General features: G+C 36.1%; 13 protein-coding genes and 1 tRNA gene. 4 read left to right on the forward strand and 10 right to left on the reverse strand.

Annotated features, from left to right (window positions below; all coding sequences use genetic code 11):
* Window positions 1-5: 5 nt before the first annotated feature.
* From ACTCIM_RS04665 to ACTCIM_RS04675, 3 genes are read left to right on the forward strand one after another with little or no spacing between them, the layout of a single operon-like run.
* A complete protein-coding gene (locus ACTCIM_RS04665) occupies window positions 6-2,660 on the forward strand; it encodes an endo alpha-1,4 polygalactosaminidase (protein WP_472314118.1) in 2,655 nt (884 codons plus the stop codon).
* Window positions 2,605-3,555 carry a tetratricopeptide repeat protein gene (locus ACTCIM_RS04670; protein WP_472314119.1) on the forward strand — a complete coding sequence of 317 codons (951 nt, stop codon included), beginning with the start codon at window positions 2,605-2,607 and terminating at the stop codon, window positions 3,553-3,555. Before ACTCIM_RS04665 ends, ACTCIM_RS04670 begins: the two co-directional genes overlap by 56 nt.
* 7 nt (window positions 3,556-3,562) lie before the next feature.
* The gene (locus tag ACTCIM_RS04675) at window positions 3,563-6,313 is read left to right on the forward strand and encodes a tetratricopeptide repeat protein (RefSeq protein ID WP_472314121.1); all 2,751 of its coding nucleotides are present in this window, start codon (window positions 3,563-3,565) and stop codon (window positions 6,311-6,313) included.
* Between the two features lie 61 nt (window positions 6,314-6,374).
* Here ACTCIM_RS04675 and ACTCIM_RS04680 read toward each other — a convergent pair.
* Together ACTCIM_RS04680 and lpxB are read right to left on the reverse strand one after the other, a co-directional pair.
* A tRNA-Met gene (locus ACTCIM_RS04680) sits at window positions 6,375-6,451 on the reverse strand.
* A 184-nt stretch (window positions 6,452-6,635) separates the two neighbouring features.
* On the reverse strand, window positions 6,636-7,751 hold the full coding sequence (gene lpxB / locus ACTCIM_RS04685; RefSeq protein ID WP_472314124.1) for a lipid-A-disaccharide synthase: 1,116 nt from the start codon (window positions 7,749-7,751) through the stop codon (window positions 6,636-6,638).
* Window positions 7,752-7,831: 80 nt separating this feature from the next.
* On the opposite strand from lpxB, the gene ACTCIM_RS04690 reads away from it, so the two are divergent.
* Window positions 7,832-8,800, forward strand: a complete 969-nt coding sequence (locus tag ACTCIM_RS04690) for a DctP family TRAP transporter solute-binding subunit (RefSeq protein ID WP_464278498.1) — start codon at window positions 7,832-7,834, stop codon at window positions 8,798-8,800.
* A gap of 11 nt (window positions 8,801-8,811) precedes the next feature.
* On the opposite strand, the gene mnmE is transcribed toward ACTCIM_RS04690, so the two are convergent.
* From mnmE to hemA, 8 genes are all read right to left on the reverse strand, one after another.
* The gene (mnmE, locus tag ACTCIM_RS04695; RefSeq protein ID WP_464278497.1) at window positions 8,812-10,179 is read right to left on the reverse strand and encodes a tRNA uridine-5-carboxymethylaminomethyl(34) synthesis GTPase MnmE; all 1,368 of its coding nucleotides are present in this window, start codon (window positions 10,177-10,179) and stop codon (window positions 8,812-8,814) included.
* Window positions 10,180-10,285: 106 nt separating this feature from the next.
* The gene (gene jag / locus ACTCIM_RS04700; RefSeq protein ID WP_464278496.1) at window positions 10,286-10,969 is read right to left on the reverse strand and encodes an RNA-binding cell elongation regulator Jag/EloR; all 684 of its coding nucleotides are present in this window, start codon (window positions 10,967-10,969) and stop codon (window positions 10,286-10,288) included.
* A 105-nt stretch (window positions 10,970-11,074) separates the two neighbouring features.
* A complete protein-coding gene (gene yidC / locus ACTCIM_RS04705; protein ID WP_472314126.1) occupies window positions 11,075-12,685 on the reverse strand; it encodes a membrane protein insertase YidC in 1,611 nt (536 codons plus the stop codon).
* Window positions 12,678-12,926, reverse strand: a complete 249-nt coding sequence (yidD, locus tag ACTCIM_RS04710) for a membrane protein insertion efficiency factor YidD (RefSeq protein WP_029968169.1) — start codon at window positions 12,924-12,926, stop codon at window positions 12,678-12,680. Before yidD ends, yidC begins: the two co-directional genes overlap by 8 nt.
* Window positions 12,923-13,288: a ribonuclease P protein component gene (gene rnpA, locus ACTCIM_RS04715; protein ID WP_472314272.1), complete on the reverse strand. Its 366-nt coding sequence runs from the start codon at window positions 13,286-13,288 to the stop codon at window positions 12,923-12,925. Before rnpA ends, yidD begins: the two co-directional genes overlap by 4 nt.
* Window positions 13,276-13,410: a 50S ribosomal protein L34 gene (rpmH, locus tag ACTCIM_RS04720; protein WP_029968164.1), complete on the reverse strand. Its 135-nt coding sequence runs from the start codon at window positions 13,408-13,410 to the stop codon at window positions 13,276-13,278. Before rpmH ends, rnpA begins: the two co-directional genes overlap by 13 nt.
* Window positions 13,411-13,484: 74 nt before the next feature.
* Window positions 13,485-13,820 (reverse strand): hypothetical protein, encoded by a 336-nt coding sequence (locus tag ACTCIM_RS04725; protein ID WP_464278494.1) that lies wholly within the window; start codon window positions 13,818-13,820, stop codon window positions 13,485-13,487.
* Between the two features lie 2 nt (window positions 13,821-13,822).
* The gene (gene hemA, locus ACTCIM_RS04730; RefSeq protein WP_464278493.1) at window positions 13,823-15,136 is read right to left on the reverse strand and encodes a glutamyl-tRNA reductase; all 1,314 of its coding nucleotides are present in this window, start codon (window positions 15,134-15,136) and stop codon (window positions 13,823-13,825) included.
* Between the last annotated feature and the right edge of the window lie 2 nt (window positions 15,137-15,138).

A 15,138-nucleotide genomic window follows, 5' to 3' on the forward strand; every position in this document is an offset into this window, starting at 1 on the left:
ATGGAATGTGTTTTTATTATGGAAATAGACTTCCTGAAGAAATGCTGGCCTATTGTAAGTATATTGTTGTGGATGATAAAAACCTAGAAGAAAAGCCTGTAGTTACTTATGATTTAGATACTAAATATATAGCCTATTTGAGTGTGGGAGAAAGTCTGGATAAGGCAATAGCTAAAGATTGGGTCCTGGGAGTAAATAAAAGATGGGACTCTAAGGTAATGGATTTAACTAATAGGAAGTATTTTGATTATCTTTTAGCCAGGGCCAAAAGACTTTTAACTAAAGATTATGGAGGTATTTTTCTGGATACCTTAGACTCAGCTACTCTTTTTTTAAAGGGAGAGAAATTAGAGGCTTATTTTGAACAAGAGGTTAAGCTGATTAAGACTCTAAGAAAGTTATTTCCTCAGAAGCTGATTATTCTCAATAGGGGTTTTGAAATAATACCTAAGGTCTTTCAAGATATAGACGCTTTAGCTGTAGAGTCTCTTTTTTGGGGATATGATGCTGTAAATCAAAGTTATGTTCCAGTGAAATCTGAAGAAAGAGAGAAACTTCTTGTTTTACTTAAGGGTATTAAGAGTAAATATAAGTTGCCCATAATAGTTATTGACTATTTAAAGCCTGGCGAAATGGAGAAAGGTCTGGAGTTATCTCAAAAGATACAACAGCTTGGATTTATTCCTTATATCAGTAATGGAGAACTTAATGCTCTGGGAATAAATGAAAAGTGTATTTATCCTCGCAAAGTTTTAATTTTAACAGATGGGAGCGTTTATAATGATATTTATAAAAATTCTCCTTCAAGGCTTATTTCCCTTCCTTTAGAATACTTAGGTTTTGTTCCAGAGATAAAAAATGTGTCCAGAAGTTTACCTGAGTTTCCTTTAAAAGATAGATATGCTGGAATTATCGTCTGGTTGAATAAAGGTGTTTTAGAAGATTATTCCCGATTTTATGTGTGGGTTAAAAGAGCTATTGCTGAAGGAAATAAGGTTTTATTTTTGGAAAGTTTTGGTTTCCCAGAAGAAAAGGAGTTTTTAAATCCTCTGGGCCTGGATTTAGTAGAAGTGCAGGATAAAAACTTTAATTTATGGTTTAATAAAAAGTATTTGGGCTTTGAGATTGAACCTAGAATAAGAGCAGAAGATACAGGCCTGGTGCTCCAAAGAGGAGAGCCCTGGTTAATGTTAAAGAATAAAAAGGAGCAAATTACGCTTATGGCCAAAACTCCCTGGGGTGGGTATGCTTGGGGAGAGAGTTTTTTGCTCAACAGCCCAGAAGAAATCTGGGTTGTTGACCCTTTTCAACTGGTTCAGGAGATGCTGGAACTACCTCTTCTTCCCATACCTGATGTAAGCACAGAAATGGGGAAAAGGATTTTCATAGCTCATATTGATGGAGATGGAGCAGTAAGTAGGGCTGAGTTTGAACCAGATAAGCTGGCTGCAGAAATCATTTATTCAAAAATTTTAAAAAAATATACCTTGCCCCATGGAGTTTCTTTTATTGAGGCAGAAATTGCTCCTCATGGACTTTATCCCCAACTTTCAGCTAAGATGTTAACGTTAGTTAAAAAGATTTGGCAACTTCCCTATGTGGAGCCAGCCAGCCATAGCTATTCGCATCCTTTTCAATGGAAAAAAGTGTTGCTGAAGAAGGAGGAGTTAGAAGATACAACAGGAGAATTTTATAACTTACCCCTTAAAAACTATACCCTTAATCTGGAAAGGGAAATTATAGGTTCAGTTGATTTTCTGAGTCAACTTACCTCTAAACCCTTACGCTTGTTTTTTTGGACAGGAGATTGTTTGCCCACTGAAAAGGCTCTTAAAATTGCTTACAAACAGGGTTTATACAACATTAATGGGGGTGATACGACAATAACCAATCAAGAGCCCTGGTTTTCCAGGATAGTTCCTTTGGGCTTTAAAAGGGGAAAGTTTATTCAAATTTTTGCCCCTGAACAAAATGAAAACCTTTACACCAACTTATGGAGCGGTCCCTTTTATGGCTATAAGCAGGTAATCCAGACCTTTTTAAAAACCGAAAGTCCCAAAAGGTTAAAACCCATAGACATATATTATCATTTTTATTCTGGTTCTAAACTTGCATCTTTAAAGGCTTTGGAAGAGGTATACAATTTTTGCTTGCAGCAAGACATTCATCCCCTTTATGTTTCTGAGTTTTTACAAAGGGTGTTGGCCTTTTATAATAGTGTCATACTTAAAACTAGTGAAGGCTTAGAAGTAGTTAAAAAGGGAAAATACTTTGGACTGGAATTTAACCTTGGCACCTTAAGGTTGAGCCAGGAAAGCATTGTTTCAAATAGCTGGGGAAGAAAGCAAGATAAAAATCTTTATTACTATCACTTAGAGCCTGATAGTTACAGAATAAAGGTACGCACAAAATCTAATTTAAAAAATAAAAAAGAACCATATATAATTTCTTTAAATGGAAAGGTTTTGAGATTTAAAAAATATAAACAAGGCTTTGATTTTAAATTTACCTCTTTTAGACCTGTAAAGGGAGAGCTGTTTTTGCCAGATGGTTGTCGTCTTGATTTTAAAAATAAAGTGAAAGTAAAGAAAAAAGTAGATACATATGTTTTTCAAAGTAAAGAGAAAACAGTTGCAGGAAGAATTACCTGTAGACAGTGAAGAAAAAGTTGTCACTGGAAGTGAGCTTTTGTTTATTTTAGGAGCCTTTTTATTGGCTTTATTTTTAGTTTTTCCCAGAAAGTCTTTGGACTTTTATGTCTTAAGCGAACAGAAAAATTTGGATTTAGCAATTTCCTATCTGGAAGTTTTGGTAAAAAAATATTCACGGGTGGATTATGCCAGAGTACTTTTTCAAGGCTATGTACATAAGGGAGAGTGGGAAAACGCTGAAAAATTGGGAGAAAAGATTAAATTAAGCCCTTTTTTGCGCTATGATTTAAGTAAAAGTCGGTTTTTTGCTTTGCAAAACAAAGAACCCGAAAAAGCCATAGCTTACTTACAAAAGTGTTTAAGCTTACTTAAGGAAATAGAAATAAAAGAAGAAGTAAAACCGTCCTGGCTTTATGAGGAGTACTGGAGGCTGGGGCAATCTGCAGAAGCGCTTAGAATAATTGAAAATTATGGCCTTTATAAGGAAGATGTGAAGTGGGCTAAAAAGGGGCTTGAACTTACTCTGGCTAAGTCTGATTTTAAAAAGGCAATGTTTTTTTTAGAAGAACTCATAGTCAAAGATAGCCCCAATTCTTTGTTCTGGAAACAAAAAAAGGCTGTTTTGCTCGAACAAGAGGGTAAATACCTGGCCAGTGCTGAGATTTATTTTCAATTGTTTAAAGAAAGTAAGGACAAAAAGCAAAAGAAAAAATTTTTAATATCAGCTTTTAAAGTTTTAGAAAGTGGGAATAAGGTAAAAGAAATTAAAAAATATTTACATAGTTATTTGAAAGAGATTCCTGGAGATTATGCCAGTTATAATTATTTTCTATCTCTGGCTAGAAAAGTTGGAGCCAGGAAAGAAGCACAGTTTCTATCAAGGAAAATTTTGAGAGAAAATTAAATTGAAGATGAAAAAAGTAATTTTTACTTTGATTTTTTGTTTGCTTGCTTTAAATTTAAATCTTGCTCTAGCTGAAGATAATTTAAAGCAACAAACAGAGCTTTTAAAACTGGCTCTTAATGTATTTGTAGAAAATAATGATTTAGATAATGCCTATAAAACAGCTTTAAAAGGTTATAAACTTAATAAAAGAGATATCTTCTGGCTTCAATGGTTAGCTCAAATTTCTCTTTGGCAGGGAGAAACAAACCTGGCCTTTTCCTATTATAAGCAAATATATAAACTAAAACCCAGTTTAAACTTGAGTAATAAAATTATTAAGCTGGGTCTAGAGTTAAATCAATTAGATAAGATTGTAGATTTACTAGAGGAAAAAGTAAGGAAAAAAGAATATCTTTATGTAGATAGCCTCATTAAAGCCTATATCTATATTGGTTCTCCAGAAAAGGTATTTGCTTTACTTAAAAAAATACCCAAGAAGATAGCTTTTAATTATTATTTTATAGCCTCAGAGCTAGCTTTTTCCTTGGGAGAGCTTGATTTATCCCTGTTTTATTTAAAAGAAATAGAAAAGGTTAGAAAATTAAATTCTGAAGAAGTTAATCTTTATGCTAAAATTTTACTTATAAAAAGAAGATATGACCATGCGTTGCAAAAACTATATTCGATTAAGGACAAAATGGATTTTACTGAGCCAGATTATTGGTATAATTTAAGTGATTTATCTTGGCTTATGCAAAAAGATGAAATTGGTCTGGAGGTTAATTACTTTTTGTTTCAGCACGATATAGCTAGAAAGGTTGATTTTGAGCGTTTAGGAATACTTAGCCTTAAAAAGAAAGATTTTGATTTAGCTAAAAGGGTTTATTTAGAGGCCTGGAAGAAATATAAAGAGCCTATTTATTTCTTAAATTATGCCTATGTCTTAGATAGATTAAAGGACTATAAACTGCTTTATACAGAAATAGAAAAGTTTTCCCAAGAGGATAAACACTTTTTGGAAAATAATATAAATATTTTATTACTAAAGGCCAAATCTTTAACTTGGCTGGGTAAGAAAAGGGAAGCATTGGATATTTATTTAGAGCTTTATCTAAAATATAGGCAAAATAGTTTAGCTAGAGAGTATATTTATGCTGCTATTGAGTTGGGAGAGACAAAGGACTTACTTACTTTTTTAAGGTATCTAGAAGAAAATAAGTTAGTAGATGAGTCCCTATATTTAGTAGTTGGCTCTGCTTATACCTATTTACAGTATAATCAAAAAGCTATTTTTTACTATGATAAGTACTTGGATAAAAACAAACAAGATATTAGTTTTTTGGTTGATTATGCAGATGTTTTAGGCTCACTCGAGGAATATAAAAACAGAGAGATAAAACTTAGAAAAAGAGCTTATGCTTTAATAAAAGAAAGGATTAAACAAGATGATAAATTTTTAACTAATAAGGACAATCTTTATCTCTATCTGCGATTGTCTTTTTATTTTGATTCTCCTGGAAAAATAAAAAAATTATTAGCAAAAGCTAAAGAGATACTCCCAGAAGAAGAATATTTAAACCTTTATTATAGCTATCTTCTTGCACGGGGAAGTTATGAAAAAGCAATTTTTTTACAAAAAAGATATGGATTTGCTCCCCCCTGGGCTAAGATGAGTATGAACCTGGAGCAGGACAATAGAGAGGAGTTAGCCCGGTTAACCCAAAATTTTTTATTCAGGTTACCTATAAGAGATGAAGTTGAAAGCTTACGCAGGATTGGTAGAATAGATAGGAGTAAAGAAGTTGCTTTTAGTAACCTAGATAAGAATAAAAAGGACTTTTTACTCTATAAACAATTTAAAGATTTAATAGAAGAAAGTGAGGATAAAATACACCTGGCTACAGAGGCTAGCTTACATAAAGACTATGATATCTGGACTAATAGAGTATTGGTTTTGTCTGATTGGAATAAGTATTTAAGTTATAGTGTTTTATTAGAAGATAAATTAATCAAGGAGAGGGATAACAATTTATTTAACCTTCCAGATAACATAAGTAAATATACTTTAAGTTTTAGCTATAAAAGAGAAAGAAAAGAAGTAAAATTTTCTCTATGGAAAATAGTAAGTAAACAAGAGGTTTGGGGCGGGAAGTTAGAGTTTTCTTCTTATTTGAATAATAGACTGAATTTAAGGTTTAGAGTTTATGGTAATGACTTTGCTTCTGAAAATTTACTTGTGGAGACTTTAGGGCTTAGGGAAGGAATTGGGTTTGATTTAGTTTATGATTTAACCGATAGCTGGCAGACAGAGTTTAGCCAGGATTTTAGTAGATATAGAGATTTAAAGTATAATCTCTTTGGTCAGAGTAGAAGTAGTTTTTGGCAAATAAGTAAAAAGCTTAGAGTGGGCTATCCTTCTTTGACTTTACGCAATTACTGGCTTTATAATTCTTATGCAGAAAATCAGAGTAGCTATTTAAATCGGTTTTCAGTTCAGCCACCAGATTTGCTACCAGCGGATTTCTGGGAAACAGGCCTGGTTTTGGATTTTGGTCTGGAAAATAGAGACAACTATAATCGAGTATGGCGGCCTTTTGGAGAATTTGGAGTGGTTTATAACAATCAAAATGGTTGGGGGCCTTTTTTAGAACTGGGAGTTGGAGGTTCCTTATTAGGACAGGATAATCTGGCCCTGGGATTTGGTTATTCCAAAGAACTCATACAAGAAGGAGAAGGGGTGTATAGGTTTTACGGGGAATATAATTATTGGTTTTAAGCTTAGATAAAAATAAAAAAGGTGGTAAGCTTTAAAACTTACCACCTTTTTTTTCTTTTTTTGGTAGCGGGGGGAGGATTTGAACCTCCGGCCTTCGGGTTATGAGCCCGACGAGCTACCAAGCTGCTCCACCCCGCGTCAATCGAGAAAAGCTACTTTATATATTTTTTTATATTTGTCAACATTTTTGTCAGTGTTTTTTTATTTTTAGCCTTTTAGCTTGCCTGGTGATTATCCTTTCCTTATCGTTTATTTGCCTGGAGTGAGTGTGAAAAAAAGATAGATGCTGGGAATTTAGAATATCCTTGTTTTTGTGGACTTACTAGTTTAACTGTTCTAAAAAAGAGAGCAGTTCTTCTCCCACACTTTGTGAAGCTTTTTTATTTCCCAAAATAGTTTTGATTTCTTTTAATTTTAGGATAGTGTTGTTGTAGGTTTTTTCCTGTTCCCATAAGTTTATGCTTTGTAAGATGTTTTCTACATTAGCTTCTTTTTGAATATATTCTGGGAAAATTTTTTCTTTTAATATTAGATTGGGCATCCCTATTGCTGGAACATCTATTAATAATTTACCCACCAGATAGGTTAGAGAAGATACCTTATAGGTGATAATGGTGGGTAATTGCATTAGTGCGCACTCCAGAGTTACAGTGCCAGAAGCAGCCAGGGCCAGGTAACTGCTGGCCATTTCTTGATATCTATATTTTCTTTCTACAATCTTACAATTTAATTGGGGGTTAAGGTATTGGGTTATTGTTTTCAGGTCTATGTTATCTGCCTTAATAAGAGTAAATTGATAATTTTTCTTTTGTTGTAAGTTTAAGCATACTTCATTAAAAAGTGGTAGCAAAGAATGCACTTCCTTATATCTACTTCCTGGTAGCAATAAGATTTTATTTTTTTCTCTGGTTATATTTTTAAAGGAATTAAAGTCTATGATATCTAATAGTGGATTTCCCACATAGGAGGTATTTACTTTATATTGTTTTAAAAAATCTTCTTCAAAAGGGAAAATGCAAAATATTTTTTTGATATATTTTTTTAGAAAATGAACCCTATTTTTCCTCCAGGCCCAAACCTGAGGAGCAATGTAGTAAAAAACAGGTATGTTTAGGTGCCAGGCATATTTGGCCAGCCTAAAGTTAAAGTCAGGGGCATCTAAAAGAAGGATAAGGTCAGGCCTTGTTTTTTTAAGAGATTGCTTTATGTTCCTTAGCAATTTGAGGATGCGGGGCAAGGCGGAAAAGACTTCGGTAAATCCCATTACAGAAAGTTCTTCAGCCCTAAATAGGGCTTTTAGGCCGGCTTTACGGCTTAGCTCTCCTCCCATCCCGATGATGTTTATTTGGGGATGATGAGTTTTTAGCCAGGTTATAAGCTGGCTGGCATATACGTCTGCCGAAGGTTCACAGCAGTTTATCCAAATAGTTTTGCCCATGGTCTATCCTATGCTTAAAATTGAGTTTAAAGGTAATATGAAGTTGGGATAAATACAAGTTTTAGAGTAAGGGAGAAAAAATGAAACACCTTATTTTGTTTTTAGGGTTATTTTTATGGTTGGGAGTACCCACAGGAGAAGCCAGGGAGTTAAAACTGGCTCATGCTGTCAATACGCAAAGTCCCTATCATCTGGGGAGTTTGGAATTTAAAAAACTAGTGGAACAGGAAAGTAAAGGTGATTTGCAAATAAGGATATTTCCCAACAGGCAACTGGGAGATGAAAGGGCACTTATTGAAGCTTTACAAATGGGCTTGGTGGACTTGGCAGTTATTTCTACAGGCCCTGTGGGCAACTTTGTCCCTGAGTTTCTGGCCCTGGATGTGCCTTATGTTTTTACCTCCTATGCACAAGTAGATAGCGTGCTGGAGGGAAAGCTGGGTACAAAGTTTTTAAGTACCTTAAATAAAGCTAAGCTGGTGGGTCTGGCTTTTTGGGAAAACGGGTTCAGGCATCTTACCAATAACAAACATCCAGTATTGGTACCTCAGGATTTGGTGGGATTAAAACTAAGAACCATGGAAAACAGGGTTCACATTGAAGCCTTTGAATACCTGGGGGCCATTGTTCAACCTTTACCTTATGGAGAGGCTTTAGCTGCCCTCAAACAAGGTGTTTTAGATGGTCAGGAAAATCCCATAAACATTATTTATGCCTTTAAGCTCTACACCTTACAAAAGTACCTTTCCCTTACTGGGCATGTTTATTCTCCTGCCTTGCTTTTAGTTTCTCAGAAAACCTGGCAAAGTTTATCTGCTCAAGAAAAAAGTATTTTAAAGAGTAAAGGGTTAATCGCAGCGAAATATGAGAAAAGGTTGATTCGAGAGCAGGAACAAAATCAACTGGAAGAACTAAAAAAAGCAGGTATGAAGGTTTTTCAGGTGGATAGGGAAAAATTTAAAGCCTATTTAACTCCCTTAAGAGAAAAGTGGGCAGAAAGCTTTCCCTGGCTGAAGGAAATAGAAGCCTTTTTGCAGGAAAATAAGTAAAATATTTGTAATTACTTTCCTATACAAAAACGGGAGAAAATAGCCTCAAGGGTTTCTTCTGTGGTTATTTCTCCTGTTATTTCCGCTAGTTTTCTTATAGCTACATCCAGGTGCAGGGATAAAAGGTCATAGGGAAACTGGGAAAGGTTTTGCAGTAGCTTTTCCAGTTCTTCCTGGGCTTGCTGTAAGCAAATTTTTTGACGCAGGTTGGGTACCAGTAGGGATTGCTGTTCTTTTTGCTGGCCTACTAGTTTTTTTAAGATTTGTTCGGTTAGGAGGTTCAGATTTTTACCGGTTTTGGCAGAAAGGAAAATGGGCTCTAACTTACATTGATTTAGCCACAGGGGCTTTGTTTCTGTTTTATCTATTTTATTGATAACCAGAATAATTTTTTCCTGCTCTATACTTTCCAGTACTTTGTCTTCAAATTCACTCCACTCTTCTTCAATATCTATTAGCAATAAGCAAAGATCACATTGTTTTAAAAGCTCCCAGCCTCTTTTTAAGCCCAGATTTTCTACTTCATCCTGAGTTTCACGCAGACCAGCAGTATCTACCAGGCGTACAGGAAGTCCTTTAAGATTGATGCTTTCCTCTAAATAGTCTCTGGTAGTTCCTGGAATGGGGGTGACCAGGGCCCTTTCTTTACCAATAAGAGCATTTAACAAACTGGATTTTCCAGCATTTACCCTTCCTGTTAGAACCACCAGAGCTCCATCCTGGTAGATGTGTTTTTGTTCGTAGTTGGTAATTAATTCTTGTATTTCTCTGAGGATGGTTTTGATTTGGGGGCTTAATTGAGTGGGAGGCAGGATTTCCAGTTCTTCTTCTGGAAAATCCACTGCCAAGCAAAAGTGTTGTTTTATTTCCTCTAGATTGGCCCTCAGGGAAGAAATCTTTTCTTTTAACAGTCCAGATAGTTTTTGTTGAGCCAGGGGAATGGCTTTTTTCGTAGGAGCACTGATTAGTTCAGCTACAGCTTCAGCTTGGGTGAGGTCTAGCTTGCCATTGAGGAAAGCCCGATAGGTAAACTCTCCTGGTTTGGCCAATCTGGCCCCTAGCTTTAAGGTTTCCTCTAAAAGGGCTTGCAAAATAGCAGGTCCACCGTGGCAATTTATTTCTACCACATCTTCTCCAGTATAGGAGCCAGGCTCTGGCATATAAGCTAACAACACTTCATCCAGCAATTCGCCTTGAGTGGAATAGACATGACCGTGGTGTAAACGGTAGGGCTTTGGGCTGGTAAAGTGTTTTTGACTGGATTTAAACAAGCGAAGGGCAATATTTAAACTTTCTTTGCCACTTAATCTTATGATTCCCACTCCTCCCTGTCCCAGAGGAGTAACTATAGCACTTATGGTATCCTTCTGGTGCTCCATGTTTGGGTCCTTGTTATTTAATTTTTATACTTTTTAGGCTCTTTGGGGTTAAGAAGTGTTGGAAAGAAAAAAGGCGAAGCGTTTAAGCTTCGCCTTTTTTTAGTGCTTACTGGGTAAGCCTTGTTTGTAATTGTTCTGGTTTGCGTCGCATTGTTTTTTTCTTAGGCATAATGAGTACTCTTTTCAGCGGGCCTTCTCCAAGGCTTTTGGTTTGAATACCTCTATCCTTTTGCAAGGTGAGGTGAATGATTCTGCGGTGATAGGAAGTTAAGGGCTGGGTTTTCATTGTTTTTCCAGTACGTTTTGCCCGTTGAGCCAAGGCCAGAGCTGTTTGTTTAATTTTTTCATTTTGTCTTTGGCGATAGTTAGCAGCGTCCAGCTGGATTCTAGAGATACCTGGACATTGTTTGGCTATAATCCTGTTAGCCAGGTACTGGATAGCTGAGATAGTTTGTCCGTCTTTGCCAATGAGTACCCCAGCATTTTCCTCTTCTTCAATACTTACATAGATTGGCTCTTTGCTCAAATCCACACTTATTTGCGAATTGGGGGCAATGGGGCGGGTCAGGTTGTGTACAATATCCCGCACTTTGTTTTCCACTTCCAAAGGATTTTCCCGTTTTTTGGCTTTAATTTTTGCCTTTTTTAGCCCAACCAAACCAAAAATACCAGAAGAGCCGCCGCTTAGAATTTCAATTTCCAGAGAGTCGCGTTCTGTCTGAAAGTACTCACAGGCCTTGGAGATAGCCTCATCCACATCCTTACCGACGAATTCTACAAATTCCTCCATGCTCACTCCTTACCTCTTTTCCCGGTTTTTAATTTTCAAAGAACAGTTCCCCTTTTTCGTCCATTACCCTTTTTAAGGGGAAAGATAAAGGTCATCACCGGGTCTTTAAGCCTGTTTTTTCAACATCCACCACTGTTGGGCAATGGACAGTATATTGTTGACCAGCCAGTATATTACCAACCCAGATGGAAAGTTTAAAAAGAGAAAGGTAAAAAGTATAGGCATAAACAACATTACCTTTGCTTGGGTTGGGTCCCCTGGCGCTGGAGTCATCTTTTGTTGTATAAACATTGTTGCCCCCATAATCAAGGGGGTAATATAAAAAGGATCTTTAGCAGAAAGATCCGCTAACCACAAGAGATTGGTAAAGGGCAAGTGAGTTATAAAAGGAGCATGTCTAAGCTCAATAGCTCCTAAAAGCCCCTGGTATAATCCAAAAAAGACAGGGATTTGAATCAGCATGGGCATACAACCACCAGCTGGATTTACTTTGTAAGTTCGATACAGCCGCATCATCTCTTCATTCATTTTCTGGCGATCGTCTTTGTACTTTTCCCGTATTTCAGCCATGAGAGGTTGTAACTTTTTCATCTGGTTCATGGATTTATAGCTTTTTTGGGATAAAGGCCAGAAAAGAAGTTTAATTAAAATGGTTAGTAAAATAATGGCAATTCCATAATTATGAGTATAGGTATAAAAGAAGTTTAAAACTTTTATAAGTGGTTTGGCAATAAAATCAAACCACCCATAGTGTATAGCCTGGGATAGATTGTTGGGTACTAAAGCTAGTTGTTTTTCTTCCTTGGGTCCTAAATAATAAATACAATTTAAAGTGGTTTCATTGTTATTTACGATTTGAGACAAAGCTAAGCGATAGATATTTTTTTCCAGCTTTGCTTTAAAGACAAAATTGTTGCTTGTAGGCACTAAAGCCAGTAAAAAATAATTATTACTTATTGCTCCCCATTTTACTTTGTTATCTGTTAGAATTCCTTTTTCCAGGTCATCTTTATCTGTTTCTGCACTTAGTCCATCTGTCCCCAAGTATACTATCTGGGTGGGATTATAACGGTTTTCTTCTCTGGTAAGAGGAAGGGTAGAAATTACAAAACTTACTTCATTGTCCTTGTTTCCAGGAGCTAAGATTTTGAGTTCTTCCTTGACTTGATAGGTGTCAGCAAAAAAGGTGAGTGTCCTTAAGAGGGTAATACCTTCAAATTCACCTTTAAAGGTCAAAGAGGTGCTTTCCCCTGGATTTAATTTTTTGTTTTCCCCTTGATAGCTCCAGTTGAATTTGTACCAGGTAGGTATGCGATTCCAGATAATGCCCAGAGGTCCTTTGGCCAGAGCTTCAGGGCTGATTAAATCTATATGAGGAGAGTTTTTCTCTACACTTACTCGGTACTTTTTTAAGACAAAATGTTCCAGCACTCCCCCTTGAGTATTAAGTATGGCTTGATATAGAGGAGTTTCTATGGTTATTTTTTTTCCCTTCTGGGGGTCAAATAAGTTGTTGATTTGTCCCAAATTGGAAGGAGTATAACTGGGAGCAGGTGTAGAAGTGGGTTGTTTAGTAGCCACAGTGTTGGAGGAGTTAGTAGTAATGTGTTGTTGTGGCTGTTGTTTAGGTTGAGGTGGAGGAAAAATTATATTCCAGAGTAATAATACCACTAAAGATAGCCCCACAGCCAAGAGTACTCGAATATTGTTATCCATGGATTTTTTTTCTCCTTAAAATATAGAATTGTTGAGGTACAGGGTCGATTCCGCCCTCAAAAAAAGGATTACAGCGTAAAAAGCGTCTAAGAAAAAGATAAGAGCCCTTTAAACAACCAAAGCGCAGGATGGCTTCTTTTGCATATTCAGAACAGGAAGGATAAAAACGGCACTTGGCAGGCCAGAGAGGAGAAAGGGCATATTGATAAATTTTGATTAAAAACAAGAGCACTTTTTTCATACACAGATACTTTTTTCCCTCAGGCTCTTAAAAAAGGAACTTAAGTCTTCTTCCACATCTTTAAACTTTAATGTGGACCATACAGGGTGTTTTTTAGGCACAATTACTATATCCTGTCCACCAGGAAGTAGGTCTTGATATAGCCTTACAAATTCACGAACTAACCTTTTTACCCGGTTGCGCACCACTGCTTTCCCGATCTTTTTACTTACAGTAATACCCACTCTTGCATATTCATAAGAGTTGGGACAGATGAAGACTATAAACAGAGAGGTAAAAAAACGGCGACCTCTTTCATAACATCTTTGAAATTGAGGTCGCTTTAATAAACGTTTTGTTTTGGGAAAGGTTAAACAGCTAATCTTTTTCTGCCCTTGGCCCTACGTCTTTTGATAACCAGTTTTCCGCCTCTAGTGCGCATTCTAACCAAAAAACCGTGAGTTCTTTTACGTTTGATTTTACTGGGCTGATATGTTCTCTTCATTGCTCTCTCCTTCTTGCTAACTTAAGACAAACTCTTTAGATAACTTCTTGAAAGATAATGGTCAAGAAAAAAACTCAGATAAAAATTTGATTTTCAGATAAAAGCTGATTTATCCATTGCACAAGATATTCTCGTTGTTCAGGCGTAGCATAAGTGATACACTGGCATCTGATTTTATTGCTGGCCCTGATTAAAAGTTCGGCCTTTAGCCAGTTTTTACCCAATTCCAAAGGAAAATAATAAGGTCCACAGTTGGATAGGTGTTCTTTCTGTTCAGAAGTATAGAACTTTTGGGGTAGAGGAAGCCAGTAGAGATTATCAAGAGGGTTATCCAGTTTTTTTTCTTTAAAACTCTTTTTTATTTTTTCCATGTCCTGCTGGTTTAATTCTTCGATATAATAGGATCTCATAATTACCTCTTTTTGTGTTCATGTATCTTTTTATTTTCTTCTAAATTTATTTCATCCAGATTAAACATCTTGCGTAAGGCATCAAGATATTTTTCTACCGTACCTTCTTCCTGCTGTCTTCTCTTTAAAAATAAAATTGGAGATTGATATAATTTACTTACTATGGACTTTAGCATAAGTTCTATATGTTCTTTGTCTTTATCTCCAAGGTTTACCTTTTTTAGAGTTTTATGTAATTCTTTTTGAGCTATTTCTTCTCCCTTGGCCATTAATTCTTTTATGGTTGGAGTTATTTCCAGGTTATCTAACCAGTGTTTAAATTTATAAACTTCTTCTTCAATGATATATTTAGCTTTTTCAGCTTCCTTTTGTCTATAAACCAAGTTTTCTTCAACTACTTCTTTTAAATCATCTATGTCATAGAGAAATACATTATCAAATAAATTGATATCCGGGTCTATGTCTCTAGGTACAGCAATATCAATAAAAAACATGGGGCTGTATTTACGTTTTTTTAATATGGGCTTTAAATCTCTGGCCTGGAGGATAGTATGGGGGGCTCCAGTGGAGCTTATCACTATATCAGTCTGGGAAAGGTAGTCTAAAAGCTGAGCAAAGGGGATGGCTTTTCCCTTAAATTTTTGAGCCAGTTCTTCTCCCTTGCTTAGGGTTCTATTGGCTACTAAAATATTTTTTACTCCCTGATTTAATAAGTGTAGAGCAGCCAGTTCAGCCATTTCTCCTGCGCCAATGAGCATGACTGTGGAATTACTTAAGTCTCCAAAAATTTTTTTAGCCAGTTTTACTGCCGCATAGCTGATGGATACAGCACTAGAAGATACTTCTGTTTCTGTACGCACCCTTTTGGCTACAGAAAAGGCCTTGTGTAATAAGCGGTTTAAAATAACTTTGGTAGTGTTTTCCTGAACAGCTTCTCGATAGGCGTCTTTGAGCTGGCCTAAAATTTGAGGCTCTCCCACTACCAGGGAGTCCAGGCTAGAAGCCACAGTGAAAAGATGTTTGATGGCTTCCAGGTCCTGGTAAATATAAAGGTGTTTGTATAGCTCTTCTTTATTGCCAGAACAATAATTAGTCCAAAAGGTTAGTATTTCCTGAACTACTTTTTCTTTGGGATTACCTATAGCTAATATTTCTACCCGATTGCAGGTAGAGAGAATCAAATATTCTTTGAGACAACCGCTTCCCTTGAGCAGATTGTTTTCCCTGTAATTGTACTGACTAAGGGCATATTTTTCCCTTACTTCTACAGGGGCGGTTTTATGATTTAGTCCTAGAAGAATTATACTACTTTTCATAG

Source organism: Desulfonauticus sp. (genome assembly GCF_055126295.1).